The following is a 26500-nucleotide window of genomic DNA, read 5'->3' as shown; positions in this document are numbered from 1 at the left end:
GAACTTGCATGAAATTTCGTTACTTGCCCGCAACTGAACAGGATAAACAGGAAATGCTTCGTACCATCGGCGTGGAATCGGTCGAGGAACTGTTTGCGGAAATACCGGAAAGTGTTCGTTACCGGGGGAAGCTCAAGTTGCCCGAACCGATGTCAGAGATGACGCTTGTCAAGCATATGAGCCGCCTCGCCGAGAAAAATGCATCCTTTGATCACTATGTTTCCTTTTTGGGTGCCGGTGTCTATGAACATTATATTCCCAGTGTCGTCAATCACGTGATTTCCCGTTCGGAGTTTTATACGGCTTATACCCCTTATCAGCCGGAAATCAGCCAGGGTGAATTGCAGGCGATTTTCGAGTTCCAAACGATGATTTGCGAATTGACAGGGATGGATGTGGCCAACTCGTCCATGTATGACGGGCCGACAGCACTGGCGGAAGCCGCTGCGATGGCCGCCGGCGTGACACGCAAGCAGAAGATTGTCATCTCCCGTGCCGTTCATCCCGAAGCGCGGCAAATTTTGAAAACAAGCGCAAAAGGGCAGGGGTATCAAATCGTGGAAGTTCCCCTGGCCGACGGGGTGACGGATCTGAATCAGTTAAAAGAGCTGGCAGATGAAGAGACAGCAGCAGTGATTGTCCAGTCCCCCAACTTTTTGGGCAATCTTGAAAATTTGGCGGAAATCGAGAAAATTGCCCATGCCCATAAAGGGCTGCTGGTGGTCAGCAGCAATCCGCTGTCGCTAGGGCTGTTGAAACCGCCGGGCGAATACGGTGCCGATATCGTGGTCGGGGATGCGCAGCCGTTTGGAATTCCCGCCTCTTATGGCGGTCCGCATTGCGGTTATCTGGCCACCAAAAAAGCATTGATGCGCCGCGTGCCGGGAAGAATCGTCGGCCAGACCGTTGACGAAAACGGCACACGCGGATTTGTGCTCACATTGCAGGCGCGTGAACAGCATATCCGCCGCGACAAAGCGACTTCAAACATTTGCTCCAACCAGGCACTTCTGGCCCTGGCGGCATCTGTATACATGTCCGCGCTCGGCAAGCAGGGAATTCAGGATGTGGCCCGCCTCAATCTCCAAAAAGCGCATTATGCCAGCAAACGCCTGAGCGAAATTAACGGGATTGAGCTTGCTTTCTCCGGGCATTTCTTCAATGAATTTGTCATCCGGCTGCGGCGTCCGGTCGGAGAAATCAATCAGGAATTATTGAAGAAAGGAATCATCGGCGGTTTTGATCTCGGCCGCTTCTATCCTGAACTGGACAATCATATGCTCGTTGCCGTCACCGAAGTTCGGACCAAAGAAGAAATCGATCAGTTGGCTGAGAGTTTGGAGGGGCTGTTGTCATGAATAACAAGGAAAAAGAACTCATTTTTGAGATGAGCAAACCAGGTCGCACCGCTTACAGCTTGCCCGAATCCGATGTGCCGGAAACGGACGTTTTGCCGGAGGAATATCTTCGCGAAAAACCGGCCGAACTCCCTGAGGTATCCGAACTGGATCTCATGCGGCACTACACGGAATTGTCCCGTCGTAACCACGGGGTGGACAACGGTTTTTATCCGCTGGGTTCCTGCACCATGAAATACAACCCCAAAGTGCATGAAGATGTGGCTCGATTGCCCGGATTTGCCAAAATCCATCCCTATCAGCCCGAAGAAACCGTACAAGGGGCTTTGGAGCTTTTATATGAATTGCAGCAGTATTTGGCAGAAATCACCGGAATGGATCAGGTGACGCTTCAATCAGCGGCCGGCGCGCAAGGCGAGTGGACCGGATTGATGATGATCCGCGCTTATCATGAAGCCAAAGGGCAAACCGGGCGGGACAAAGTGATTGTGCCGGATTCCGCACACGGGACAAACCCGGCCAGCGCCACCGTTGCCGGATTCAAGACGATCACCATTCCCTCCAATGAGAAGGGATTGGTCGATGTGGAGGCCTTGAAGCAGATGCTCGGAGACGATACCGCCGCCCTGATGCTGACCAACCCGAACACGCTGGGGCTGTTTGAAGAAGAGATCAGAGTGATTGCCGATCTCGTGCACGAAGCGGGCGGTCTTCTCTATTATGACGGAGCCAATGCCAACGCCATTCTGGGAATTGCCCGTCCGGGAGACATGGGCTTTGATGTGGTTCATCTGAATCTGCACAAAACCTTTACTACTCCCCATGGCGGCGGCGGACCCGGAGCCGGACCGGTTGGAGTGAAAAAGGAGCTTGTGCCGTTCCTGCCTGCGCCGATGGTGGCAAAAGATGCATCCGGCCGTTATTATCTCGATCATGACATTCCCAATTCCATCGGCCGGGTCAAAGGGTTTTACGGAAACTTCGGCATTTTGGTTCGCGCCTATGCTTATATTCGGACGATGGGACCGGAAGGTCTGCGCCTGGTTTCCGAAAATGCGGTGTTAAATGCCAACTACATGATGCGCCGGTTGGAGCCGTATTATGAACTGCCGTACAAACAGCATTGCAAACACGAATTTGTCCTGTCCGGCAAACGTCAGAAACAACAGGGCGTGCGTACGCTGGACATCGCCAAACGCCTGCTCGACTTCGGTTTCCATCCGCCGACCATCTATTTCCCGCTCATCGTCGATGAATGCCTGATGATTGAGCCGACGGAAACGGAAAGCAAGGAGACGCTCGACAGCTTTATCGACGCGATGATTCAAATTGCCAAAGAAGCGGAAGAAAATCCGGAAATCGTGCAGGATGCGCCCCATCATACCGTAATCAAACGTTTGGACGAAGTGACGGCGGCGCGCAAACCGATCTTGCGCTGGGAAAAAAGCGAGTAAAAACCATCGTGAGTTACTGACTGGAAACCCGGCCAGCAACAACTTTCCCAGAATAGGAATGTCGGGCAAGGGATGCATCCTTGTCCGCTTTTTTGATCTGTTTCACGTTTGCGTGGCGGCGCTGGGGATGATTTCCGTTCCCTGGATTGGCTTACGATGGAATACGTCGGATCACGACCGGTCAGATGCTGTACGACGGACTTTGAAGGGGAGTTCCATCTCCATGCGGTCAGTTTATTGGCGTCCGGCTCTGGTCATTTTTTTGTCCGGTGTGATTGGTATCTGGTTTTAGCGTTGAACCCCCATCTTTCAGCCGAAAAGAAGTAAAGGATTTTTTTGTTGCGAAGTTTTTATATATTTATTGACAGAATCCTATTTTAAGAGATAATTTTTTGAGGAAACACTAAAATCAAAAAAAGAGAGGGAGCATATCATTGCAAGGACAAACAGTGATTGTGACAGGCGGGTCGAGCGGCATTGGAAAAGCGATTGCCAGGCGGTTGTGCCAGGAAGGGGCCAATGTGGTCATCACCGGACGCAATGCAGATCGGCTTGAAGCGGCCAAAGCGGAATTGGAGGAATTGCCGGGCAAAATATTTCCTTTTCAAATGGATGTCCGCGAAGTTGATCAGGTCAAGGCGATGGTTCAAAAGACGGTGGAACAGTTTGGCGGAATCGATCATCTCGTCAACAATGCGGCAGGCAATTTTGTTGTGCCGGCGGAAGATTTAACGTATAATGGTTGGCATTCGGTGATTAACATCGTTTTAAACGGAACTTGGTATTGCTCACAGGCCGTGGCCAAAGAATGGATTGAGAAAAAACGGAAAGGATCGATCCTCAATATCGTGGCCACCTATGCCTGGACAGGGGCGCCGGGTGTGGTTCATTCCGCTGCGGCCAAAGCTGGTGTACTGGCGATGAGCCGGACACTGGCCGTTGAATGGGGGGACAAATACGGCATCCGAGTCAATTGCATTGCACCCGGACCGATTGAAGAAACAGGCGGGGCGGCAAAACTGGTCGCCAATGAAAAAATGGCGAAAAAGGTCGCCAATATGGTTCCGCTGAAGCGTTATGGCCGCCCGGAGGAGATCGCGGCATTGGCGAAGTTTCTGCTGTCAGCGGAAGCGGAATATGTCAATGGCGAGTGCGTTACCATGGATGGCGGTTTATGGATGGCGAATTTTCGGTTTCTCTGATAAGTCGCCCCGTTCCGATCAGGGATGGGGCTGTTCATTTTTTGGAATCGATTTGCAGGGGACGATGTAGAAAAAACGAGTGGAATTTTGTATACTGTGATCGGTTTTGCTGTTTCTGTAAAACGAACGGGGGCAAGGAGGTTGATATTTGAGATGAACCGGACATTTACCATAAAAAAAATACTGAATAACAATGTAGTCATCGCTGAGCATCCATCCTATGGGGAAGTTGTTTTGATCGGAAAAGGAATCGGTTTCAAGAAGAAAGCAGGAGAACTGATTTCCGAGCCCGCGGTCGAAAAGTTTTTTGTATTGGAGAATAAAAAGGAGCAGGAGCAGTATCGGCAGTTGCTCTCGCAAGTGGACGAATCGCTCGTGGAACTGATGAATGATATTATTTACCATATTCAAAAGCGGTTTGATGTTCCGCTGAATGAACATATTCATGTAGCTTTGACCGATCATATCAGCTTTGCGATCAAACGCTTGGAGCAAGGGCTGGAGTTTAATAATCCTTTCCTGATCGAAACGAGAGCGCTTTATGAAAGAGAGTATGCAGTGGCAGAAGAAATTGTGGCAATGATTAATGAAAAAAAGGGGATCCAGTTGCCCGAAAGCGAAGCCGGATTTATCGCCATGCATATCCACAGTGCGCTGACACAGCGCCATCTGACGGAGATTCGTCAACATTCCGAACTCATCATGAAATTGATCCAGCTCGTCGAGGCGGTCACCGGTTTGAAAATCGATCGCAAAAGCATTTCATACATGCGGCTGATTACGCATCTTCGGTATGCGATTGAACGCACAATCCGCCAGGAAGAAATTTCTGAGCCGGATGGTTTTGCAGACATGTTGCGCAAACAATTCCCGATATGTTCCAATATCGCTTGGAAAATGGCAAAAGTGATGGAACGGACACTGCAGAAACCGGTTCATCCTGCCGAAGTCAGTTATCTGACATTGCATTTGCAACGCATTATTCCCAACTGAACAGATCCTTTACCTTTCACGTGTTACTGATTCGATCAGGCATGAGTGAAAAAAGGCGAAGTGGACGTTTGATTCAAAAGGGATTTTCCTTTTGCAAACGGTTCCATTTGTCTTTTTTTGCTCATGCCTTTTTGTTCGAAGAAGAAGCATGAGTGAAAGGTTTTGGATCCTGTTGGGCATGATAAGACAGCACAGGAGGTTCAGCAATGTTCAAAAATATCTTTGGCGTCTTGCAACGAATCGGAAGAGCGTTGATGCTCCCGGTTGCGATCTTGCCGGCAGCCGGTTTGTTGCTCGCATTTGGTAACAAGTTGCATATCCCGATCCTCGAACAATCGGGACAAATTGTTTTCTCCAACCTGGCCTTAATCTTTGCGATCGGTGTTGCCATTGGTCTGGCAGAAGGAGAGGGAACAGCCGGATTGGCTGCTGTCATCGGGTATCTCGTGATGAATACCGCCCTCGGACAAATGGCTATACATTACCATGTGCAAACGATTGAGGTATTGGGGATTCCCACTTTGGAAATGGGCGTTTTCGGGGGAATCATCATCGGTATTGTTGCCGCCCTGCTGTATAAGCGCTTTTATAATATCGAACTTCCTTCTTTTCTCGGCTTCTTTGGCGGGAAACGGTTTGTTCCGATTGTGATGGCGGTTACTTCTTTCCTGTTGGGACTGATCTTTTTCTACATCTGGCCGCCGATCCAACACGGGATTGATGCCTTTTCCCATATCATTACGACGAAAAATGTTGCCTTGTCCGCCTTTATTTTCGGTTTGGTCGAGCGTTCCTTGATTCCGTTCGGTCTCCATCATATCTGGTATTCACCATTCTGGTTTGAATTCGGATCATACAATGCGCATGGACATATTGTTCATGGGGACCTCAATCGCTTCTTTGCTGGTGACCCGACGGCCGGTACGTTTATGACCGGGAAATTCCCGTTCATGATTTTCGGTCTGCCGGCAGCAGCCTTGGCGATGTATCAGGAGGCGCGGCCGGAGAAAAAGAAAGTGGTCGGCGGTATTATGCTGTCAGCTGCGCTTACCTCGTTCCTGACCGGTATTACCGAACCGATCGAGTTTTCGTTCCTGTTTGTCGCACCGGTTCTTTATGCGATTCACTGTGTTTTTGCCGGTTTGTCGTTTATGGTCATGGCGATTCTCGGAGTGAAAGCGGGCATGACATTCTCCGGTGGAATTATCGACCTGGCGATGTTCTGGGATCAAGACACCAAGCCGTGGCTGATTATTCCGGTTGGATTGGTCTTCTCCGTCATCTATTATTTCGGTTTCCGCTTCGCGATTCGTAAGTTTAACCTGAAAACACCGGGCCGCGAAGACGAAACGGAAGAGGAGAATGCCGTCGAAACCACTTCGGACGATCTGGCGGCAAACGTGTTGGAAGCCCTTGGCGGCAAAGAAAACCTGACTCATTTGGATGCATGCGTTACCCGCTTGCGCCTGTCGGTCAAAGATGTCGACCAAGTGAACAAAGATCGTTTGAAACAGCTCGGCGCATCCGGCGTATTGGAAATGGGCAATAACTTGCAAGTGATCTTTGGGCCGAAATCCGATCTGATCAAAGAACAAATGAAACAGATCATGATGGGCAAAAAGGTGACTGCTGCAAAACAGGAGCCGGAAAAAGAGGCGCCGAAAACGGTGGAAACAGGTGACGCGGTGTCGGACGGCAAAGCGTTCTCCGCTCCTTTGACCGGGAAGTTGCTTCCGATTTCCGAAGTGCCTGATCAAGTGTTCTCGCAAAAAATGATGGGAGACGGATTTGCCATTGAACCGTCAGAAGGAATTGTTGTCGCTCCTGTTGACGGAGAGATTGTGAACCTCTTCCCGACGAAGCACGCAATCGGCATTCGTTCCACGACGGGGCAGGAACTGCTGATCCATGTGGGCATCGATACAGTCAACCTGGAAGGAAACGGATTTGAAACGTTTGTCAGCGAAGGAGATCAAGTGAAAAAAGGGCAAAAACTGCTCGAATTTGATCTGAGCTTCATCAAGGAAAAAGCAACTTCCACGATTACGCCTGTAGTCTTTACCAATTTGCCGGCGGGAACGACGGTAAAACTGGAGTCAGAAGAGGTTAAAGCCGGAGATTCGAACATCATTCGTTTTGAAAAATAATGGTTGATTAAAAGCCGTGCCTTGACAGGTGCGGCTTTTTTGTTCTGAGTTGTTGCGATCTTGCCGATTGCCGCTCCGCTGAGATGCAAGAACTTCATTTGACCAATACGGATATCGGGCTGATGGGACTCCTTTTCCGGACCTGTGCGATCATGCGGTTACCTTTCGATGCGGTTTAATCAAGTGGGCTGGTTGATGAGCCGGCTTGTCTTCTCTGCCATTATTTCCGGCAGGATAAAAAATTTCTCCCGTCACACATTAAAGATGAGACAGAATGTGAAGGTTGGGGTTGAGAACATGGATTCCTATTTGCAAGAATTGTCAACGGTTACAAGGGAGAAATTGCAGACCATCTTGGAGCAGATGAAGCAGGAGATCGGTCGCCTGCTGGACGAACTGGAACACAACCGCTGTTGTATCCTGAGTGATTTTTCCAGAGTAAGCGAGCAGTTTGCGAATATCCAAAAGGTGGCTTCGTCCTATTATTTTGAAACCTATTTGGCTCCATACACCTGCCGTTACCCGGCGCTGGCGATCGCTGCCCAACGCTTGTCCAAGAAGCGGCACGGAGCTTTGATTGTGGTGGAAAGGGAAGATCCGATTGAGAGCTGGATACATGAAGGGATTCCGATTCGTGCACAATTATCGGCTCCCTTGCTGGAAACGATTTTCTATCCGGGGAATCCGCTGCATGATGGTGCAGTTGTGGTAAAAGAAGATTTTATCTTGTCTGCTGCCAATGTTTTGCCTCTTTCCCAAAAGACCTCCGGTCATAAGATGAAGATCGGCACCCGTCATCGTGCTGCATTGGGACTGACGGAAAAAACGGATGCATTTGTCCTTGTCGTGTCCGAGGAGACGGGGCGAATCTCTTTTGCCCTGGATGGAAAACTGTATCCGCTGACCCATGAGGGAATGCAGAGTCAGATGGGGCATTGATATTTTTGTTTTGCAACCGGCGGGATTTTCAATGATAATACAGGGAGAAAGGGGGTTTTGGGAAAAAGGAGTGGGTGAAAATGGAAACATGGCGCTTTCTGCCTTATCAGCGATATTCCGGTGCCGAAAACATGGCCATCGATGAAGCGGTCATGCATCTGCACAGAGAAGGAAAAGTGCCTCCCACTGTCCGTTTTTATGGTTGGAATCCTGCCACGCTGTCAATCGGGTATTTTCAAAAAGGGAGAAAAGAAATCCGGCTGGATGAATTGGAAAGACGCGGACTCGGGTTTGTCCGGCGCATGACCGGTGGCAGAGCGGTGCTGCATGATCAGGAATTAACATACAGTGTCATCATTTCGGAAGACCATCCGCTCATGCCGAAAACGGTGAGTGAGTCGTATCGGGTGATCAGTCAGGGATTGTTGCAAGGATTTCGCCGATTGGGATTAAACGCCCGTCTGTCCCCGCCGGTGCGCACGCACAAAGACCACTTGTCGGCGGCATGTTTTGATTCGCCTTCCGATTATGAGCTGGTAATCGAGGGGAAAAAAGCGGCAGGGAGTGCACAGATCCGTCAACGCGGTGTTATTTTGCAACATGGCTCCATCTTGTTGGATTTTGATGAAGAAACCTTATTTGCTATTTTGGAATTTCCTTCTGAGCGGGTCAGGGAACGGCTGAAAGCGGCATTTTGTGAAAAAGCGGTTGCCATTAACCGGCTGCGGACACAACCGGTCACAATCGATGAAGTGATCACCGCCTTTTATGAAGGATTTCAGGAAGGGATGAACGTAAAGTTGGAGCAAGGGAGTCTCATCGATGAAGAGATCGAATTGGTACATTCTCTCGTCAGGGATCGGTATGGCACAGAAGCGTGGAATTTGCGCCGCTGATGGGGGAACGACAGGAGACCGGGCCGGTTGAGGGTTTGGCTTGACTGTGTTTTATTAAATATGGATTGATTTATACAGACTTAGCGTTTAATATAGGGAACGTAGGGTATTTTCTGAATTTTTAAGAGTCCTATTTTATTGGGAAGGGGCATTTTATCAACAAATCGTCTTTAGGTGTTAAATATTATATAAATATCTAATTATAATTGATTTATTTAAATCGCACTTGATTTTTCAAGCGCTTATGATAGCATAATTTGTTGTGATGATATTATTTTCTTTTTATTTTATACTTATTCCATATAAGGTTAGGGGAAACGCCGTTGAAACAAGAACTACACACGAGGCGTCGTTATTATGAGAGGTTTCAGGTAGAAGATGTAATCAATTTCTTTTCCGGACAGCTTCTGCAGGCGAAATCTCCCGATGGGGCGCAAGTCTTTCTTCAGTCGATCAAAGTAACCCGCCGTCCTTTGCCTTCCGGGTACAAGGATGTTTTTCGCAGGATGCAGCACCCCCATCTGGCCCCGATTTTAGACGTGATGGAAGAAGATGAACAACTCATTTTAGTCCATCCTCCTTTTTCAGGAGACCCCTTGCCTTTAATTGTGAACAAAGAACGGGCAATGGATCCGGAAGCAGCTGTTCGCGTCGTTAGCAAATGCTTGAAAACATTGCGCGATTTGGATCGTTTACCGGTTTCGCTCAGCGCTACCCTTGATCCGAAGAATATTTTGTTGAATGGTCAGAAACCGCTGATCTTGTTTTATTATATGAAAGAGCCGGGAAAAAGCGGTCATGATGAAAAATGGCGCGAATTGCTCTTTTACCTCCTGACGGGACATGCACCAATGGGGGGGCTGAAGCAATCTGAACGTCAACTGGAAGCGAAAAAAATTCCGCCGAAAATTGTCAAGCTTGCCATGTTTGCCCTGGATCGAAAGAATGGGCTGGAAGATTTTTCGGTTCAGGTTGAGCGCCATGTAAATTCGGCTGAAGGCAGCCATTTGAGCCGAAGGGCAAGAAGAAGCCGAAAGAAAAAAGTGGTGACGACGGTTGTAGTTGCTGCAGCAGCGCTGGTGCTGGTCTCACTGACGGTGACGAAGTGGTACGCCGGCTACAGCGATGCGAAGGACAGCACGCTGGCGAATATGTTTGCTCCGATCACCCAGGACGATAAACAAAATGGAGCGGGGAATGGCCAACTGTTCCAGTCGATTACTTTCAATGATCAAAATAACTCTTTTAAGTACCCGTATCCGATCAAACCGAACAGTGCCATTCAGGGTTCATTTATTCTCAATCAGCTCAACGGGTTTACAGGTTATTTGGAAACCCCCGACAAATCCGATATTTTGGGGCTCGCCGTAGATAAAGAAGGGAAAATCAAGTTATATGACATCATGAAAGGACAGTATATTCCGATCGGCGATTCCGGTGACCAGTACCGCGTTGAGGCTGGCAAAAAATATAATTTTGAACTTTATTATTTCCCTAATGAACCGATTCGCCTTTCGATTGAAGAAGAAGGAAAATCGAAAAAATGGATGGCTGTTGTCGTGACCCGGCTGAGCGGGGATTATACGCTTCACTTCCGCGGTGGCAACGGGGTCAAGTTCTTTTATCCGGATGTGAACCAAGTGACAAATCAGAACATGTTTGAACAGATGTGGATGAACCAACAGCCCTGGCGAATCGATTTTGGCCAGGCACTTCTGGATGTGGATTCGCAAGGCCGCAACCAGCTGGGGGTTTATCCGCTGTCGCAAGTACGGTTGGATGCATCCGCTTCTTCTTCGTTCCTGTTTGTTCCGCCGCAGGAGAAAGGTTCGTACAGTGTGGAAATCGAAGCCGTGGATAACAGTCACTTCCGTCTCGTCTGGGACAAGAAGACGAACAAATTCGCTCTCTATAAAATCGGTGATCAGCCGCAAAAGGTTGCAGAGCAGGAAGTGCCCTGGAAGTCCATTGAGGATGGAGAACCACTCCAAGTTTCAATCACGTCCAACTTTAATCAATTGTCGGTAAACTTGACTTATGATTCTAATTCGGTTGCGTTGACCTATACGAATGATACACCCGTCATGATCGAGGATATTACTTTGCGGGATGCTGAAGGATTCCGGTTGGTCGAAAATAAAACAGAGCAGCAAGACGAAAAAGGAGACCGTGAAAGTTAACGGTCTCCTTTTTCATTGGCAAACGCGTTCAATCTCTTTTTCAAATGCTTTCTGCAACTGGCGGGTGATTGGTCCGGGTTTGCCATTTCCGACTGCTTTTCCGTCAATTTGCACAATCGGGCAAACTTCCATGGTCGTACTGGTCAAAAATACTTCATCCGCTTCGGCCAGATGTGACGGGGAGAATGGTTCAAGCTTTACAGATATACCCAAATACTCCGCTAATTGTAAAGTGATCTTCCGGGTGATACCATGTAAAATAAAGTGGTTGGCGGGATGCGTCCACAAGGTTTGCCCTTTTACCATAAAGATGTTGGTGGAACTGCCCTCCGTGACCGTGCCATTACGGACGAGAATCGCTTCTTTTGCGCCATGATCAACCGCTTTTTGCTTAGCCAATACGGCTCCCAGCAGGTTGAGGCTTTTAATGTCACAGCGCAACCAGCGGATGTCTTCATCGGTAATGGCAGTGACACCGTTTTGCAAAGCGGTGAGCGGGCGGCTGTCCGGTTGTGTGTACCCGATGATCAGAGGTTTGGCATCTGAGGGAAAGGCGTGGGAGCGTGGAGAGGTTCCGCGGCTGAGTTGCAGATAGAGGTTTCCTTCCTCCAGTTGATTTTCGCGTGCCAGATCCAGCAGTTTCTGCGCGAGGGTTTCCATCGGATAGGGAAGGGAGAGACGAATCGCATCGGCGCTTTTTTGGAAACGTTCAAGATGCTCATTTAAGTAGAAAGGTATTCCGTGGTAGACGCGAATCACTTCGTAAATTCCGTCTCCAAACTGATATGCACGGTCTTCGATGTCGATATTCGCTTCTTCACGTTTGATCAGGCGGTCATCATAGAGAATGATCATTTGATTCATCCTTTCTTCCTATATTAAATATAGTTTGCCTGAAGTGAATGAAAACAACAAGTCTTGTTTTTTTTCTGTGAAAGTGTTGCAGAGCGGGTCAGTGGTGCAACATTTTTGCCCGATTTTGCTTCACTTTCATCCCCTGGTGCGCCGAAAAAGACATGAGATGCCTTCAGGAAAAAGGATGCTTCCTCTCCGATCGCCAATGGATCTTCCCAAAAATAACACTTGTATCAACATATAGTAGTGTTATACTGTTATTATCTCTATATATAGTATTTCTGACACATACTTATGCACCGGAGGAATGGCTTCATGAAGATACAGCGCTTTTTTACCCAACCTAGACAAGACCCGTTTGAAACAGTCCGCTATACAAAAAGGGATTGCCGCATTACCAATCCGGACGGTTCCGTCGTCTTTGAGATGACAGGGGCAGAGGTTCCCGAAGATTGGTCTCAAGTGGCGTCGGATATTTTAATCTCCAAATACTTCCGTAAAGCGGGGGTTCCACAATACGATGAAGCCGGGAACCCGCTTATGGATGATAACGGACAGCCCGTGACGGGGGCGGAAACGAGCGTCAAACAGGTGATCCACCGTCTGGCCGGTTGCTGGAAAGCATGGGGAGAAGAAAACGGATACTTTGATAGTAAAGAGGACGCCGAGGCGTTTTATGATGAATTGGTGTACATGCTCCTTCATCAGATGGCGGCTCCGAACTCTCCGCAATGGTTTAACACCGGACTTCATTTTGCCTATGGGATTACGGGCAAATCGCAGGGGCACTATTACGTCGATCCGAAAACGGAAGAAGTGAAAAAATCAAACAGCGCTTATGAACGGCCGCAGCCCCACGCTTGTTTTATTTTGTCAGTGGAAGACGATCTGGTAAATGAAAACGGCATTATGGATTTGTGGGTGAGAGAAGCCCGTCTGTTCAAATACGGGAGCGGAACGGGCAGCAACTTTTCCCTGATCCGCGGGAAGGGGGAATCGCTTTCCGGCGGTGGAACTTCGTCGGGGCTCCTTTCCTTCCTCAAGATCGGTGATCGGGCGGCAGGAGCAATCAAATCAGGAGGAACGACCCGCCGGGCGGCCAAAATGGTCTGCCTTGATCTGGATCACCCGGACATCGAGGAATTTATCAATTGGAAATCGGTTGAAGAGAAAAAAGTGAGGGCGCTGATTGCTGCCGGTTATGATCCGTCATTTAACGGCGAAGCATATGAAACCGTATCGGGTCAGAATTCCAACAACTCTGTGCGGGTTCCGCATTCTTTCTTTAAAAAATTGCAGGAAGGCGGAGACTGGGAACTGAAATACCGCACGACCGGCGAAGTCTGCAAACGGCTGCCCGCAAAGGAGCTGTGGCGGCAGATCGGAGAAGCTGCATGGGAATGTGCTGATCCCGGTGTGCAATATGACGGAACCATCAATGAATGGCATACTGTTCCCGCAGGAATGGACGGGAAACTGGGAGCACGGCATAACCGGATTAACGCCTCCAATCCGTGTTCTGAATACATGTTTCTAGATAATACGGCTTGCAACTTGGCCTCCCTCAACCTGGTGAAGTTTTTCGATGCGGAAACTTGCCATTTTGATATCGCAGCTTTCCGCCATGCCTGCCGTCTGTGGACAATGGTTCTGGAAATCTCGGTATTGATGGCGCAATATCCTTCAAAAGAGATTGCCGAGTTGTCCTATCAGTACCGGACACTGGGATTGGGGTATGCCAACATCGGAACGTTGCTGATGCTGTCGGGCATCCCTTATGACTCTGATGAAGCGCTGGCCATCACGGGGGCGATTACGGCGATCATGACCGGAACCGCCTATGCCACATCGGCAGAAATGGCGAAAGAACTGGGCCCGTTCAAGGCTTTTCCCATCAATCGCGAACATATGCTGCGCGTGATCCGCAATCATCGCCGGGCGGCATATGGGGCGCCGGAAGAGGAATATGAAGGTTTGCAAATCAAGCCCATGGGCATCAATCCGGATCATTGCCCCGATTTTCTGTTGAAAGCTGCGCGCGCGGCCTGGGATGAAGCACTGGAGCTGGGAGAGAAATACGGTTACCGTAATGCGCAGACAACATTGCTCGCCCCGACGGGAACGATCGGTTTGCTGATGGATTGCGATACAACGGGGATCGAACCCGATTTCGCCCTGGTCAAATTTAAAAAGCTGGCTGGCGGGGGATATTTCAAGATCGCCAACCAGTCGATCCGTCCGGCTTTGCAAAATCTCGGTTACAGCAAAGAAGAGCAGGATGCCATTTTGCGATATGTGACCGGTACACTGTCGCTTTCCGGTGCTCCGCATATCAACCGGGACAGCCTGAAAGAAAAAGGGTTTAACGATGAAGACCTCGCAAAAATCGAAGCTGTGCTACCGACTGTATTTGAGTTGCCTTTTGCTTTCAACCGCCACACGCTCGGAGATGAATGTCTGAAACGGCTCGGGTTTACCGAGGAGCAGTATGCCAAAGCCGATTTCGATGTGCTTCGCAGTCTCGGATTCAGCCAAAAGCAGATTGATGAAGCGAACGATGTCATTTGCGGGATGATGACGATTGAAGGGGCACCTCATCTACGGGAAGAACATTATCCGGTCTTCGATACGGCAAATCCATGCGGAAAACACGGCACCCGCTTTATCCACTACATGGGGCATCTGCGGATGATGGCAGCCGCCCAGCCGTTTTTGAGCGGGGCGATTTCCAAAACGATCAACATGCCCCATGAAGCGACGGTTGAAGATATTTTGCATGCTTATGAACAAGGATGGAAGCTGGGCCTTAAAGCCGTTGCCCTGTACCGGGACGGTTCCAAGAGTTCGCAGCCGCTAAACAGTCGCGGAGATAAAAAAGAAGAGGATGAAAAAAATGAGGTGAAACCGTCCGCGGCAGAAACGGGGCAAACGCTGAAAGAAGTGGTTGCCACCGGGCATGTGCCCAGCATCCGCCGCCGCCTTCCGCGCAAACGGGAAGGATTTACCCAGGAAGCGAGAATTTCCGGACAAAAAATCTTTGTCCGCACCGGTGAATATGAAGACGGATCGCTGGGTGAAATCTTCATCGATATGCACAAGGCGGGGAGCACGATGCGCGGAATGCTGGATGCTTTTGCCGTGGCCGTATCGCTTGGTCTGCAGCATGGCGTTCCGCTGGAGAAATATGTGAATTCCCTTACTTTCACCCGTTTTGAACCGGCGGGGATCGTGGAGCATCCAAATATCAAAATGGCGACGTCTGTCATTGATTATGTGTTCCGGTTGCTCGGAATGGAATATCTGGGGAGAACCGATTTCGTTCAGGTACCGCCGGCAAAAGAAGAGCTTCGATATTATGCGAACAAGGATAAGAAAAAGAATGCAGAGAAGGAGCCGGATGGCGGCGGACAGCACACCAGCCGGGAGAATAACAGCCACAGCCATGAGGCTGCTTTATCCACCTGCAATCTCGATGCGATCCGTGCCAGCAGCGGGGCACCACTTTGCATCGAGTGCGGCGGGATGACAAAGCGAAACGGTTCCTGTTATGTGTGTCTCGATTGCGGCTCCACCACCGGCTGCTCTTGATTCCCATGAAAAGCACCCTTTTGCCGGGGTGCTTTTTTTCGGTTTTCGTCCCGGTCTATTGACTTTGCCAATCCTTTCCCTTCATGATTGAATAAGGGCTGTTTGCAAAGATTAATGGTAACGATCACAATGGATGCGGTCCGAGACGAATACATAAGGGTGTGAAGCATTTTGGCTATTTATGCGCTAAGCGATCTTCATTTATCATTTAAAAGGGCGGTCACGCTGTATGATATAGATCCGGTGCAGGACATTGAAAAACCGATGGATCTCTTCGGTTGGGACCGACATTATGAGAAGATCCGTGATCATTGGCTAAGGGTGGTCAGCCAGGATGATACCGTCCTCATTCCCGGAGATATCAGCTGGGCGATGAAATTGGAAGTGGCCCGCTTTGATTTCGGCTGGATCAGCCAGTTGCCGGGAAAAAAAGTGTTGTCCCCGGGCAATCATTGTTATTATGTGAGCAGCAAAAAGAAAGTGCGCGCTGCCTTGCCGGAGAGAATGGAATGGATCGATGCCGACTATACCCTGGTCGAGGGCAAGGTGGTGGCAGGAACACGCGGCTGGACATTGCCGGGGGACCGCTTTTTTAAGGAAGACGAAGACAGAAAGATTTATGAGCGGCAGGTGGGACGGCTGAGAATTGCTCTGGAAGCAGCGCAAAAAGATCATCCGGACAAAGAAAAGATCGTGATGCTGCATTTTCCTCCGATTACCAAAACATCGACGGAATCGGGGTTTATGGATGTGATGAAGGAATTTGGTGTTCGGATGTGCATCTATGGGCATCTTCACGGCAAAGCGGGGGAAGATGCGATTCAGGGAGAAGTGGATGGCATTACCCTGCGGCTGGTCGCCTGCGATGCGGTCGATTTCTGTCCCGTCAAAATCCGGGATTGATCTGTGTATAAGGGAGGGTGAAATGCTCTCCTTTATTTTTTGCCTATGAATTCAGAATTAGTATAAAATTTTGTTTGGGCAGAGATCTTTCCTGTTTTGAAAGCTACTTGTCACAGGCAGAGGAGGAAGGTTTGATGCACTTTGGCAATCGGGTGCAGTTTGAGTTGTATCGCCGGTTTAAAAAAGCAAAATATCCTGTCCGTTATGAAGAACTTGTGGATAAAGCGAGAGACGTGCTGGAGGAGGGGCCGTTTTATTACGTGGAGGGAGGAGCCGGGGCAGAGGATACGGGACGTGCCAATCGCCGTGCTTTTCAAAAGTGGCAAATCGTGCCGCGAATGCTTCGGGATGTATCCAAACGCGATTTTCGCGTACAGCTGTTTGGACAAACTTATGATTATCCTTTGCTCTTGGCGCCGGTCGGGGTGCAGTCGATCATCCATCCCGAAGGAGAGCTGGGTGCGGCCAAGGCGGCAGCTGAACTGTGCGTTCCATTTGTCGCCAGCACTGCTTCCACTCATTCGCTGGAAAAGATTGCCCGGGTGATGGGCGATGCCCCCAGATGGTTTCAGTTATATTGGAGCAGGGATCAGGATGTGGCCGCGAGTCTTCTGGAACGGGCGGAAAGGGCGGGGTATGCGGCTATTGTCGTGACATTGGACACACCGATGATGGCATGGCGCGAAAATGACATCAATCAGGGTTATTTGCCTTTTTTGCTGGGAGAAGGAATCGGCAATTATTTGTCCGACCCCGCTTTTCGGGCGAAGCTTTCCAAGCCGCCCGAAACAGACCTTGAAGAGGCGATCCTTTATTGGGCACAGATTTTCGGAAATGAGAGCTTAACGTGGGATGATCTCCCTTTTTTGCGCAAACATACGCGATTGCCGATTTTGTTAAAAGGAATTTTGCATCCCGGGGACGCGGAACTCGCGCTCAAACACGGAATCGATGGCATTATCGTCTCCAATCACGGGGGACGGCAAGTGGACGGGGCGATCGCCGTCCTGGATGCGCTGGGGCCGGTTGTCGATGCGGTAAAAGGGAGAATTCCGGTTCTCATGGACAGCGGGATCCGTCGTGGCGCGGATATGATCAAAGCGCTGGCTCTGGGGGCGAGTGCAGTTCTGGTCGGACGTCCTTATGTGTTCGGCCTGGCGTTGGGCGGACAGGACGGAGTGCGGCATGTGGTCCGCAATTTGTTGGCTGATTTTAATCTGACCATGGCGTTGGCAGGCTTTTCCTCTCTGGCGGATCTCAACCGCTCCATTTTGGTGAAAGCGGATCAGCTGTTCCTTTGAACCTTTATTGCTCTGCCGGATTAAATCGAAAACCGCGATGAAGAACGGATTTCCTCTAAGAAATCCGTTCTTTTTCGCTTGTGGCCGATCCGATTCCATCAGCGATAATAGGGAGGGGCCGGGTAATCCGGGTTGATAGCAAGAGCTGAGAGCTGCTCACGCAAAAGGCGGTTTTCTTCTTTTAACTGCTGCACTTCATACAGCAATTGTTCCATCCATTCTTCCATCCGGAGGAAAAATTCCTGGTGATGAACCGACTCCTCATTTTGTTCAAATTCCAAATAATCTTTGATAATTTCGTCGAGAAATTCGTTTACATCATCGATATCATAACCGCGTTTCGCTCGTTTGAATTCTTTTCCGTGAATCTCTTCGGCCGTCAAGCGGGGCATACGGGAACCTCCTTAAACATTCTATTAAATTCATTATAGTATTTATATTCAAAACGGTAAATATTCTATTCGGCCCTGTTAGATCTGGAGATCCAGTCTTTCCGCAACCGCTTTAACCAGAGAACCGCTTTTGATCAGGTGAGCGGCGATGTTGATCTCTGCATGTCCTTCACGGTCATCGTCAGGCGGAGGAACGTGTCGGCGCAAAAGCTCCCGTGCAATCAGTGTTCCCCTTCCGCATGATTTGCTGGAAAATTCCAGTGCCTGTCGCTTCTTTGGCAGGGATTCGATGCCCGTCGTGAATCACATCACCCAGGCCGATGAGAGGAAGACACATATGGGAAAGAGGCGCCAGGTCACCACTTGCACCGAGAGAACCCTGGGACGGGATCACCGGATGAACTTCGTGATTTAAAAGCGAGATGAGCATTTGCACAACGGACGGACGGATTCCGGAGAAACCTTTGGCCAGCGCGTTGATGCGGAGCAACATCGTCCCGCGCACCACTTCTTCCGGCAAAGGTTCACCGACACCGCAGGCATGGCTTTTCAGCAGATTGTGCTGCAAATTGTGCACTTCTTCCGGGGCGATCAAAACGTCACACAACTTTCCGAATCCGGTGGAGATTCCGTAAACTGCCCTTTCGTCGGAAAGTAATTTCGCCACATATTTCTGCGATGCCTCCATCCGTTCAATCGCGCAGTCGGAGAGTTCCACTGGTGCTTTGTTGAAAACAACTTCCGCAAATTGCTGGAAAGTTAAGCGGTCCCCGTAAATGAAAATGGCCGGTTTCTTCGTCATATTATCACTTTCCCTTTTTATTTAATTAGAGAATACAAGAGAAAGGAGGGTTAGGCGTTGGCCCGACCCTCCTTTCTTCAGAGCATCCTCTATAAACTTGTTTGCCTATTATTATAGGCAATCAAACGGGGGCACGTCTATCTTGCCGGATCACTTTTCACCGCAACAGAAAAAGATGCATAAGTTAAGAAAACGGGTTTAGTTGGGAGGTGTAGGAAAGCATGCCTTGCACCAACCGCAATCTTCTTAAAAACGGCAACTTTCGGAGTGGAATTTTCCCTTGGACGGGAACGGGAATCAAGTGGGTCAAGAACCCGTTTCAAGAAGGGGACGTTTCCGTTCTGATGAAAGGCAGTGCGACCAACCACGCAGTGTTAAAACAGACCATCCCGGGTGAGTTTGAAGAAGAATGTTCCTATTATTTGAATTTCCGCGTTCTCAATGTCACGTCCGGTGGTGGCGAAGCCATATTGTATGCCGCGGTATCCTATTTGGACGGGAGAAAAAATCTGATTCGCACAACACCGCTGTTGATAGAACCGCCGGCCGGCTCTTCCAGCTGGTATTCTTATTTTTCGATCGTTCCGCCTCCTCCTGCGAAAACGCGATTCGCCACTGTGGTCTTTTTGCTTGCGAAGGGAGAATTGCTGGTTGATTATATCCGTTTCGCTTCTCATTCCATTTCATGATTTTTTTTCATTTTAAAAGCTGCCTGGCGGGTGGCTTTTTCTGTATGACTTCTCTTTTCATCCCCGGACTGCGCGGGGAAGTGATTGATCGTTTTTGTTTTTTTGTAGAAATGAGGAGACAAATTCGATATACTGTAACGTGCAAAACCATATTGATGTTTATGGGTATTTTATAAAAAAGACGATAAATACATATTTCCTGAAAAGAGGAGTGTGGACGGAATGAAAATATTAGCTGTTCCGGGGAGTTTGAGCACCAATTCGACAACCCATCTGGCTGTAGGCATCGTGGCGGAAGCGGCACGTAAGGCCGGAGCCGAGGTCGAGGTATTTGATCTGCGGAAAAACCCGTTGCCGATTTATGACGCTCGTTCGGATGAATCCACTTATCCCGACAATGTTCACTTGTTTAAGAAAAAAATGTTGGAAGCAGATGGATTTATCCTAGGTTCTCCCGAATACCACGGCAGCATCTCCGGGGTTTTGAAAAATGCCCTTGATTTTATCGGTGCACGCGAACTTGAAGGGAAATTTGTCGCTTTGGTGGGCACTGCCGGCGGGGCAATGGGGGCAACCAACACAGTCAATACTTTAAATATCATCTGCCGTACACTGCATGCTTGGCCTCTGCCCTCGATGCCGTCGGTTCCCCAATCTTATATGGCCTTTAATCCGGACGGAACCCTCAAGGATGAAAAATTGCAAAAGCGATTGGAAGAACTGGGGCAAAATCTGGTGGCCACAATCACACGCCATGGCGTTTTGACGCGATAAACCGCTTGAGACGGGAGGCATGGCATGGAGAATCAATTTTGGACGGATAGGGGGACCTCTTAAATGACGACACCGAGTATGGAAGATTACTTGGAGAACATTTACAAGTTAATTGAACAAAAGGGATACGCAAGAGTCTCCGATATTGCCGAAGCGTTGGAGGTACACCCCTCATCTGTCACGAAAATGGTGCAAAAACTGGATCAGAGTAATTATCTTGTTTACGAAAAATATCGTGGTTTGGTTCTGACCCCCAAAGGGAAAAAAATAGGAAAACGGCTGGTTGACCGCCATCATTTGCTGGAGGAATTTTTGCGGTTGATCGGCGTCAGCGAGGAACAGATTTACCATGATGTTGAAGGCATCGAACACCATTTGAGCTGGGATTCAATCACCTGTATCGAAAATTTGGTTCGGTTATTGGAAAATAATCCGGATTTGGTAAAACATTTGCATACAATAAAAGAAGCAGACGCTGATGATGAATCACGCTAACCCATGGACTCGTCCTTGGGTTTTTTCATTCATTTTTTGCTAGGAGGATGGGGATGGAAGGAAATGAGGTTTGGGCCGATGCTGTCTTTGAAGGCGGGGGAGTGAAGGGGATCGGGCTTGTCGGTGCCCTGTCTGTGGCCGAAGATCATGGATACAGATGGAAAAAGGTGGCCGGCACTTCCGCAGGGGCCATGATTGCGACGTTATCGGCAGCCGGATACACGGCGAAGGAATTGTATGAGATCTTGCTTCAAAAGGATTTTTCTGAATTTTTAATCCGGACTTGGTATGGGCGTATTCCCTATCTGGGACCGGCACTCAGCTTATGGATTAAGAAAGGATTTTATTCCGGCGATGCCCTGGAAAAATGGGTGGAGAAACTCCTTTTGCAGAAGGGGATTGCCACCTTCGATGATTTCGGGGAAGAGGTGCCTGTTCACCTGATCGCATCGGATATCACGCGCGGGCGTTTGCTCGTATTGCCACATGATTTGACGGAATATGGGTATGATCCCGGAGCATTTTCCGTGGCGAGAGTGGTTCGCATGAGTTGCAGCATTCCTTATTTTTTTGATCCGGTGAAACTGTTGCACAAACCGAGTGGAAAACCATGCTATATCGTGGATGGTGCAGTCCTGAGCAATTTCCCTGTCTGGATCTTTGACCGGGAAAATCCACGCTGGCCCACTCTCGGTTTTCGGCTTTTTTCACCGGATGAAAAAGCTTTTCACGAAATCGAGGGGCCGTTCAGCATGTTTATTTCCATTTTTTTGACCATGATGGATGCGCATGATAACCGCTACATTAAGGAACACGATGGGGTGCGGACGATTCAAGTGCCCACTTTGGGGATTAAATTAACTGATTTTTCATTATCGGCAGAAAAAAAGAGGGAGCTGTTTCAGGCGGGGGCCCGGGCAGCAGAGAGTTTCTTCAGTACATGGGATTACCGCAAACATTTGGCCGACCGCGCGAAAAAACAGGGGATTTCCTACAATCTGCGCCCTGGTGACAAGGCCGGAAACGGGTAAAAAACAGCCCTTATTCCGCAAGTCCTAGGCGGTGGCTGGGGAGTTTAATATTTTTTGTTTCCGTCAATCACCTGAAACGGCCTTTTCTTTTTGCGGGCTTTTTTGCCTTTGTTTTTTTTCGCGAGCGGTGGATGGGCAGAAGTGAATCTGAGCAACCACTGTGGGGGTGTCTTAAACAGGAAATAGATCAGCGCAATAATGATCACAGGCAGCAAAATCGAGAAGGGTGCCCTGATCAGCTGAACCACAAAACCGAGACCTGCCAAGCCGAGAATGAGGTAATGCCAAGCTTTGGCTGATTTCATTATCAACCCCACCCCTTTTTAATTAAATGCTGGCGTGGTGCGCTGAACGCCGTTGGCCAGGCGTGCTTCTGCTTGGGCGTCCAGTTCCCGCATGCGGTTAAACGCAGCAATTGCCACTTCCACCTGATCGTCGGTCGGCTCTTTTGTTGTCAATTTTTGCAACCAAAGTCCCGGATATCCGAGCCAGGCTAGAATCGGGATATCTTTAACGGCGTTTGTCATCCGTAAAAGCTCGTAGGAAAGGCCGATTACGAGCGGAATCAGCGCCAGGCGAATCAGGATGCGATCCCATACGCTATGGTAAGTGAAAAATGAGTAGAGGATGACACCGACGATGATCGAGAGAATGATAAAACTGCTTCCGCAGCGGTAATGAAGCGTGGAATGTTTTTGCACATTCGTTACGGTTAATTCTTCCCCTCGTTCAAAGGCGGTAATCACTTTATGCTCGGCACCGTGGTATTGAAAAACGCGCTTGATCAAGGGGGTAAATGAGATGCCCCAAAGGTAGGCAAGCAGAAGGATGGTTTTAATGGCTCCTTCAATTAAACTCTGCAAAAACATACTATGCACGAAACGGTCAAACAGGATGCTGGCGAGAAAGGCGGGCAGGGCGGTAAAGACCATTTTTCCGATGAGCAGGGACAAAATGCCGACCATGGCGACACCGAGAATCATCCCCCATTTGGAACTTGATTGATTCTCCTGTACGGTCTCATCGGCTGATTCCGCTTCCTCATCATGATCGCGTTCGAACATGTCAGATGCAAACTGCAAATGCTTTGCCCCGGAGGCACTGGCCAATACCAGAGCAACAATTCCACGCACAAGCGGAATTTTGCTTAACCACTTCAAGCCGGGTTGTCCTTGTTTTTTCACCTCAAAAAACTCGATTTCCCCAGTTTTTCGCCTCACGGCGGTCACTTGTGCATAACGGCCGCCAAACATCACGCCCTCAACGACCGCTTGCCCGCCATATGCTACAGGTTTGTCAGCCAATTTCTGGTTGCACCACCTTCATTTTATCTGGAAGGAACAAACATTTGGTGGTTTTATTCTAACATAAGGTGAAACTAAAACAAATGCAAAAACTCCTTGGCTGATCTGGATAAATAGCTGTTGGCTCTCCAAATGACAGCCGGTTCCATCACCAAAGGATCATTCTTGAAACGGAGAATTTTAAAATTGCCGAAAGGATTGAGTGAAAGCATGGACAAAGGGAGGATTGTTGCACCGAATCCGGCTGAGACCAGACTGAGCAGCATGGCGGAGTCATGGCATTCGCACAGAATATTCGGTTCTCGTTCCAAACGTTGAAACTCATTGATGATCTGATCATACAACCCTTTGCCGTGCAGGGGACGAAGCAGAATCAGGGGCAAGTCGGAGATATTGGCCAGTTCCGTATATGTGTCGTACGGAACCGTCCATTTTTCCGGCAAAACAAGAACACAGGGGTCCGCTGGCAAAACGCGCTTTTCGATATTGCGCCCGGAAACCGAACTGGTGGCAATCGCGATTTCAATCTGTCGGCTTTCCAATAGCTCAAGCAAACGGGGAGACTCCCCTTCCCAAATGTTGAAGGTGAGAGCGGGATTGCGTTTCCGAAGGAGCATCACTTTTTCCAGCATCAAGGAAGCGCAATATATGGTGGACCCGACCGCCAGGGTTCCGCTGACCCTTTCCCTTAACTCCCGGACTTCCACAATGGCCGTTTCCAGATGATTGAGCGTTTCTTTTGCTCTTTTCAGAAACAGTTCGCCCTCATGGGTAAGCGTCAAGCATTTCTTTTTATTCCGTTCAAACAGAGTAACCCCCAGCTCCTCTTCCATTCTCTTCAGCTGCCTGCTCAGCGGAGGCTGTGCCATATGAAGCTGTCTCGCCGCACCTGTAATCGTTTTTTCTTCGGCGATGGCAACAAAATATTTTAACTGGCGAATATCCATTCGTTCTCCTTCTCTCCGTTCAGAAGTCAGGATGGAGGTTGCCAACGTTCAAAAATCACTCCATCCCATTCTTGTATTTAATTAATCAACAGACCTCTTAGTATATACTTTAAAAGTATTATATGTATGTTTTTTAGATATTTCAAATATGGCAAAAAGAGGAGTATACTTTAAATTTGTAAAGGCTACTTTAAAAAAGCGTTGATTGATAGAAAGGAGGGGCGGGATGAGGATTATATTGGGGATGTCCGGTGCCACGGGGGCGATTTTCGGGGTGCGCACCCTTCAGTTGCTGAAAGAAGCTGGAGTGGAAACCCATTTGGTTCTCTCTCCGTGGGCCGCAGCGACCATCCGGTTGGAAACACCTTACTCGGTTAAAGATGTGGAAAAACTTGCGGACTATACTTATTCTTACAAGGATCAGGCAGCCAAAATATCGAGCGGATCTTTTCAGGTTGACGGGATGATTGTTGCTCCATGCAGCATGAAGACCCTGGCTTCCATCCGCATCGGGTTGGCAGATAATCTCCTGACCCGTGCCGCCGATGTCATTCTGAAAGAAAGAAAAAAGCTTTTGTTGATGACGCGGGAAACCCCTCTCAGTACCATTCATCTTGAAAATATGTTGGAACTGTCGCGAATGGGAGCCGTTATTTTCCCGCCGATGCCTGCTTTTTATAATCTTCCCAAAAATTTGGATGACCTGGTTGACCATATCGCTTTTCGGGCGCTTGATCAGTTTGGAATTCATCTGCCGGGAGCAAAGAGATGGGAAGGAATGCATTCGCAATCAAAGGGAGGGAATGAAGATGGCATATAAAGATTTGCGCGACTTTCTGGCGACATTGGAAAAAGAAGGGCAACTGCTGACGATCAGTGATGAGGTGAAACCCGAGCCTGATCTCGGGGCGGCAGCCCGTGCGATCAGCAATCTGGGAGATCAGACCCCCGCACTTTTGTTCAATAATATATACGGATACAAAAATGCCCGCGTGGTCATGAATCTCCATGGTTCTTGGCCGAATCATGCTCTGATGATGGGACTGCCCAAAAATACGCCGCTAAAAGAACAGTTTTTTGAGTTCGCCCGTCGCTACAGCCAGTTTCCGGTTCCCGTCCAGCGGGAAGAAACCGCTCCTTTTCATGAAGTTGAAATTACGGAAAACATCAACCTGTTCGAGATTCTTCCTGTGTTTCGTCTAAACCAGGGCGACGGGGGTTTTTATATTGACAAAGCCTGTGTCATCTCGCGCGATGTGAATGATCCTGAGCATTTCGGCAAGCAAAACGTGGGGATTTACAGAATGCAGGTAAAAGGAAAAGACCGTCTGGGAATTCAACCGGTTCCGCAACACGATATTGGCATTCATTTGCGGCAGGCGGAAGAGCGGGGCGAAAATTTGCCGGTTGCGATTGCGCTCGGTTGTGAACCGGTGATTTCCACTGTTGCCGCCACACCGCTCTTATACGATCAATCCGAATATGAAATGGCCGGTGCCATTCAAGGAGAACCGTATAAGGTCGTCAAAGCGAAACTTTCCGATCTCGATATCCCCTGGGGTGCAGAAGTGGTATTGGAAGGGGAAATCCTGGCCGGAGTGCGTGAATTCGAAGGTCCGTTTGGAGAATTTACCGGCCATTATTCCGGCGGGAGAAGCATGCCTGTGATCCAGATCAAACGCGTGTACCACCGTAAAAATCCCATCTTTGAACATCTGTATTTAGGCATGCCCTGGACGGAAGTCGATTATATGATCGGCATCAACACGTGCGTTCCTCTTTATCAACAACTGAAAGAAGCGTTCCCGGAAGAAATTGTCGCAGTCAATGCCATGTATACCCATGGCCTCGTTGCCATTATTTCCACCAAACGCCGTTACGGCGGTTTTGCCAAAGCGGTGGGGATGCGGGCGTTGACGACACCGCACGGTTTGGGATATTGCAAGCTTGTCATCGTCGTCGACGAAGATGTCGATCCGTTTAATCTTCCGCAGGTGATGTGGGCTTTATCGACGAAGATGCACCCGAAACACGATGCCGTCATCATTCCGGATCTGTCGGTTCTTCCGCTTGACCCCGGCTCCAATCCGGCCGGCATTACGCATAAAATGATTCTTGATGCAACAACACCGGTGGCTCCGGAAACGAGAGGGCATTATTCCCAGCCGCTCGATTCTCCTTTGGGTACGGAGAAATGGGAGAAGATCCTGGGTGATATGCTTAGAAAGTAAAAAGGAGCATTCCTGTAAT

Annotated in this window: 24 protein-coding genes; 17 read left to right on the top strand and 7 right to left on the bottom strand. The window is 49.1% G+C overall.

The features are described 5' to 3' along the window. Window positions 1-8: 8 nt before the first annotated feature. The 8 genes from gcvPA to JG50_RS0100520 all read left to right on the top strand — a co-directional run bounded on the left by gcvPA (window position 9) and on the right by JG50_RS0100520 (window position 11169). A complete protein-coding gene (gcvPA, locus tag JG50_RS0100560) occupies window positions 9-1358 on the top strand; it encodes an aminomethyl-transferring glycine dehydrogenase subunit GcvPA (protein WP_033099171.1) in 1350 nt (449 codons plus the stop codon). Continuing rightward, window positions 1355-2812 carry an aminomethyl-transferring glycine dehydrogenase subunit GcvPB gene (gcvPB, locus tag JG50_RS0100555; protein ID WP_033099170.1) on the top strand — a complete coding sequence of 486 codons (1458 nt, stop codon included), beginning with the start codon at window positions 1355-1357 and terminating at the stop codon, window positions 2810-2812. Before gcvPA ends, gcvPB begins: the two co-directional genes overlap by 4 nt. A gap of 434 nt (window positions 2813-3246) precedes the next feature. After that, on the top strand, window positions 3247-4014 hold the full coding sequence (gene fadH, locus JG50_RS0100545) for a 2,4-dienoyl-CoA reductase (protein ID WP_033099168.1): 768 nt from the start codon (window positions 3247-3249) through the stop codon (window positions 4012-4014). Between the two features lie 153 nt (window positions 4015-4167). Further along, window positions 4168-5007, top strand: a complete 840-nt coding sequence (gene glcT / locus JG50_RS0100540) for a glucose PTS transporter transcription antiterminator GlcT (RefSeq protein ID WP_033099167.1) — start codon at window positions 4168-4170, stop codon at window positions 5005-5007. 206 nt (window positions 5008-5213) lie between these two features. Then, entirely contained in the window at window positions 5214-7154 is a 1941-nt protein-coding gene (ptsG, locus tag JG50_RS0100535) for a glucose-specific PTS transporter subunit IIBC (RefSeq protein WP_033099166.1), read from the top strand. A 297-nt stretch (window positions 7155-7451) separates the two neighbouring features. Continuing rightward, window positions 7452-8093: a sporulation-specific diadenylate cyclase CdaS gene (gene cdaS / locus JG50_RS0100530; RefSeq protein WP_033099338.1), complete on the top strand. Its 642-nt coding sequence runs from the start codon at window positions 7452-7454 to the stop codon at window positions 8091-8093. Between the two features lie 80 nt (window positions 8094-8173). Continuing rightward, window positions 8174-8989, top strand: a complete 816-nt coding sequence (locus JG50_RS0100525) for a lipoate--protein ligase family protein (RefSeq protein WP_033099165.1) — start codon at window positions 8174-8176, stop codon at window positions 8987-8989. Between the two features lie 323 nt (window positions 8990-9312). Beyond that, window positions 9313-11169 (top strand): hypothetical protein, encoded by a 1857-nt coding sequence (locus JG50_RS0100520; protein ID WP_033099164.1) that lies wholly within the window; start codon window positions 9313-9315, stop codon window positions 11167-11169. A gap of 12 nt (window positions 11170-11181) precedes the next feature. On the opposite strand, the gene dat is transcribed toward JG50_RS0100520, so the two are convergent. Next, entirely contained in the window at window positions 11182-12024 is an 843-nt protein-coding gene (gene dat, locus JG50_RS0100515; RefSeq protein WP_033099337.1) for a D-amino-acid transaminase, read from the bottom strand. Between the two features lie 23 nt (window positions 12025-12047). Continuing rightward, a complete protein-coding gene (locus tag JG50_RS0100510; protein ID WP_033099163.1) occupies window positions 12048-12230 on the bottom strand; it encodes a hypothetical protein in 183 nt (60 codons plus the stop codon). 109 nt (window positions 12231-12339) lie between these two features. Here JG50_RS0100510 and JG50_RS0100505 point away from each other — a divergent pair, with 109 nt between their 5' ends. The 3 genes from JG50_RS0100505 to JG50_RS0100495 all read left to right on the top strand — a co-directional run bounded on the left by JG50_RS0100505 (window position 12340) and on the right by JG50_RS0100495 (window position 17816). Beyond that, window positions 12340-15612: a vitamin B12-dependent ribonucleotide reductase gene (locus JG50_RS0100505; protein WP_235281570.1), complete on the top strand. Its 3273-nt coding sequence runs from the start codon at window positions 12340-12342 to the stop codon at window positions 15610-15612. Window positions 15613-15783: 171 nt separating this feature from the next. Beyond that, window positions 15784-16515 (top strand): metallophosphoesterase, encoded by a 732-nt coding sequence (locus JG50_RS0100500; protein ID WP_033099161.1) that lies wholly within the window; start codon window positions 15784-15786, stop codon window positions 16513-16515. 134 nt (window positions 16516-16649) lie between these two features. Continuing rightward, a complete protein-coding gene (locus JG50_RS0100495) occupies window positions 16650-17816 on the top strand; it encodes a lactate 2-monooxygenase (protein WP_033099160.1) in 1167 nt (388 codons plus the stop codon). A 98-nt stretch (window positions 17817-17914) separates the two neighbouring features. Here the strand turns inward: JG50_RS0100495 and JG50_RS21035 are convergent, their stop codons facing one another. Both JG50_RS21035 and JG50_RS0100485 read right to left on the bottom strand, forming a co-directional pair. Further along, a complete protein-coding gene (locus JG50_RS21035) occupies window positions 17915-18208 on the bottom strand; it encodes a DivIVA domain-containing protein (protein ID WP_052153851.1) in 294 nt (97 codons plus the stop codon). Between the two features lie 181 nt (window positions 18209-18389). Next, window positions 18390-19010 (bottom strand): aromatic amino acid lyase, encoded by a 621-nt coding sequence (locus JG50_RS0100485; protein ID WP_052153850.1) that lies wholly within the window; start codon window positions 19008-19010, stop codon window positions 18390-18392. Window positions 19011-19231: 221 nt separating this feature from the next. Between JG50_RS0100485 and JG50_RS0100480 the strand changes: the two genes are divergently transcribed. From JG50_RS0100480 to JG50_RS0100465, 4 genes are all read left to right on the top strand, one after another. After that, window positions 19232-19699, top strand: a complete 468-nt coding sequence (locus JG50_RS0100480) for a hypothetical protein (RefSeq protein ID WP_033099159.1) — start codon at window positions 19232-19234, stop codon at window positions 19697-19699. 222 nt (window positions 19700-19921) lie between these two features. Further along, entirely contained in the window at window positions 19922-20473 is a 552-nt protein-coding gene (locus tag JG50_RS0100475; protein WP_033099158.1) for an NADPH-dependent FMN reductase, read from the top strand. 63 nt (window positions 20474-20536) lie between these two features. Next, window positions 20537-20968 carry a transcriptional regulator MntR gene (gene mntR / locus JG50_RS0100470; protein ID WP_033099157.1) on the top strand — a complete coding sequence of 144 codons (432 nt, stop codon included), beginning with the start codon at window positions 20537-20539 and terminating at the stop codon, window positions 20966-20968. A 53-nt stretch (window positions 20969-21021) separates the two neighbouring features. Next, window positions 21022-21999 carry a patatin-like phospholipase family protein gene (locus JG50_RS0100465; RefSeq protein ID WP_081943625.1) on the top strand — a complete coding sequence of 326 codons (978 nt, stop codon included), beginning with the start codon at window positions 21022-21024 and terminating at the stop codon, window positions 21997-21999. A gap of 44 nt (window positions 22000-22043) precedes the next feature. Here the strand turns inward: JG50_RS0100465 and JG50_RS0100460 are convergent, their stop codons facing one another. The 3 genes from JG50_RS0100460 to JG50_RS0100450 form a co-directional block, all read right to left on the bottom strand. Next, complete coding sequence (locus JG50_RS0100460) at window positions 22044-22304, bottom strand: hypothetical protein (RefSeq protein ID WP_033099156.1); 261 nt, start codon at window positions 22302-22304, stop codon at window positions 22044-22046. A gap of 18 nt (window positions 22305-22322) precedes the next feature. Then, window positions 22323-23252: a DUF1385 domain-containing protein gene (locus tag JG50_RS0100455; RefSeq protein WP_052153886.1), complete on the bottom strand. Its 930-nt coding sequence runs from the start codon at window positions 23250-23252 to the stop codon at window positions 22323-22325. Window positions 23253-23377: 125 nt separating this feature from the next. Next, window positions 23378-24250 (bottom strand): LysR family transcriptional regulator, encoded by an 873-nt coding sequence (locus JG50_RS0100450; RefSeq protein WP_033099154.1) that lies wholly within the window; start codon window positions 24248-24250, stop codon window positions 23378-23380. A gap of 226 nt (window positions 24251-24476) precedes the next feature. Here JG50_RS0100450 and JG50_RS0100445 point away from each other — a divergent pair, with 226 nt between their 5' ends. Further along, the gene (locus tag JG50_RS0100445; RefSeq protein ID WP_033099153.1) at window positions 24477-25070 is read left to right on the top strand and encodes a non-oxidative hydroxyarylic acid decarboxylases subunit B; all 594 of its coding nucleotides are present in this window, start codon (window positions 24477-24479) and stop codon (window positions 25068-25070) included. Next, the gene (locus JG50_RS0100440; RefSeq protein ID WP_033099152.1) at window positions 25060-26481 is read left to right on the top strand and encodes a non-oxidative hydroxyarylic acid decarboxylases subunit C; all 1422 of its coding nucleotides are present in this window, start codon (window positions 25060-25062) and stop codon (window positions 26479-26481) included. Before JG50_RS0100445 ends, JG50_RS0100440 begins: the two co-directional genes overlap by 11 nt. Window positions 26482-26500 lie beyond the last annotated feature (19 nt).

This window comes from Thermoactinomyces daqus, assembly GCF_000763315.1.
Lineage (GTDB): Bacteria > Bacillota > Bacilli > Thermoactinomycetales > Thermoactinomycetaceae > Thermoactinomyces_A > Thermoactinomyces_A daqus.
Note: the sequence above shows the minus strand (reverse complement) of the source record. Positions and strands in the feature narration are given on the sequence as shown.

What these genes read in the sequence shown, in the direction of transcription:
- gcvPA (WP_033099171.1), top strand. Translation starts at nt 9, where the DNA reads ATGAAATTTCGTTACTTGCCCGCAACTGAACAGGATAAACAGGAAATG.
- gcvPB (WP_033099170.1), top strand. Translation starts at nt 1,355, where the DNA reads ATGAATAACAAGGAAAAAGAACTCATTTTTGAGATGAGCAAACCAGGT.
- glcT (WP_033099167.1), top strand. Translation starts at nt 4,168, where the DNA reads ATGAACCGGACATTTACCATAAAAAAAATACTGAATAACAATGTAGTC.
- ptsG (WP_033099166.1), top strand. Translation starts at nt 5,214, where the DNA reads ATGTTCAAAAATATCTTTGGCGTCTTGCAACGAATCGGAAGAGCGTTG.
- cdaS (WP_033099338.1), top strand. Translation starts at nt 7,452, where the DNA reads ATGGATTCCTATTTGCAAGAATTGTCAACGGTTACAAGGGAGAAATTG.
- JG50_RS0100525 (WP_033099165.1), top strand. Translation starts at nt 8,174, where the DNA reads ATGGAAACATGGCGCTTTCTGCCTTATCAGCGATATTCCGGTGCCGAA.
- dat (WP_033099337.1), bottom strand. Translation starts at nt 12,024, where the DNA reads ATGATCATTCTCTATGATGACCGCCTGATCAAACGTGAAGAAGCGAAT.
- JG50_RS0100505 (WP_235281570.1), top strand. Translation starts at nt 12,340, where the DNA reads ATGAAGATACAGCGCTTTTTTACCCAACCTAGACAAGACCCGTTTGAA.
- JG50_RS0100495 (WP_033099160.1), top strand. Translation starts at nt 16,650, where the DNA reads ATGCACTTTGGCAATCGGGTGCAGTTTGAGTTGTATCGCCGGTTTAAA.
- JG50_RS21035 (WP_052153851.1), bottom strand. Translation starts at nt 18,208, where the DNA reads ATGCCCCGCTTGACGGCCGAAGAGATTCACGGAAAAGAATTCAAACGA.
- JG50_RS0100485 (WP_052153850.1), bottom strand. Translation starts at nt 19,010, where the DNA reads ATGACGAAGAAACCGGCCATTTTCATTTACGGGGACCGCTTAACTTTC.
- JG50_RS0100480 (WP_033099159.1), top strand. Translation starts at nt 19,232, where the DNA reads ATGCCTTGCACCAACCGCAATCTTCTTAAAAACGGCAACTTTCGGAGT.
- JG50_RS0100475 (WP_033099158.1), top strand. Translation starts at nt 19,922, where the DNA reads ATGAAAATATTAGCTGTTCCGGGGAGTTTGAGCACCAATTCGACAACC.
- mntR (WP_033099157.1), top strand. Translation starts at nt 20,537, where the DNA reads ATGACGACACCGAGTATGGAAGATTACTTGGAGAACATTTACAAGTTA.
- JG50_RS0100465 (WP_081943625.1), top strand. Translation starts at nt 21,022, where the DNA reads ATGGAAGGAAATGAGGTTTGGGCCGATGCTGTCTTTGAAGGCGGGGGA.
- JG50_RS0100460 (WP_033099156.1), bottom strand. Translation starts at nt 22,304, where the DNA reads ATGAAATCAGCCAAAGCTTGGCATTACCTCATTCTCGGCTTGGCAGGT.
- JG50_RS0100455 (WP_052153886.1), bottom strand. Translation starts at nt 23,252, where the DNA reads ATGTTTGGCGGCCGTTATGCACAAGTGACCGCCGTGAGGCGAAAAACT.
- JG50_RS0100450 (WP_033099154.1), bottom strand. Translation starts at nt 24,250, where the DNA reads ATGGATATTCGCCAGTTAAAATATTTTGTTGCCATCGCCGAAGAAAAA.
- JG50_RS0100445 (WP_033099153.1), top strand. Translation starts at nt 24,477, where the DNA reads ATGAGGATTATATTGGGGATGTCCGGTGCCACGGGGGCGATTTTCGGG.
- JG50_RS0100440 (WP_033099152.1), top strand. Translation starts at nt 25,060, where the DNA reads ATGGCATATAAAGATTTGCGCGACTTTCTGGCGACATTGGAAAAAGAA.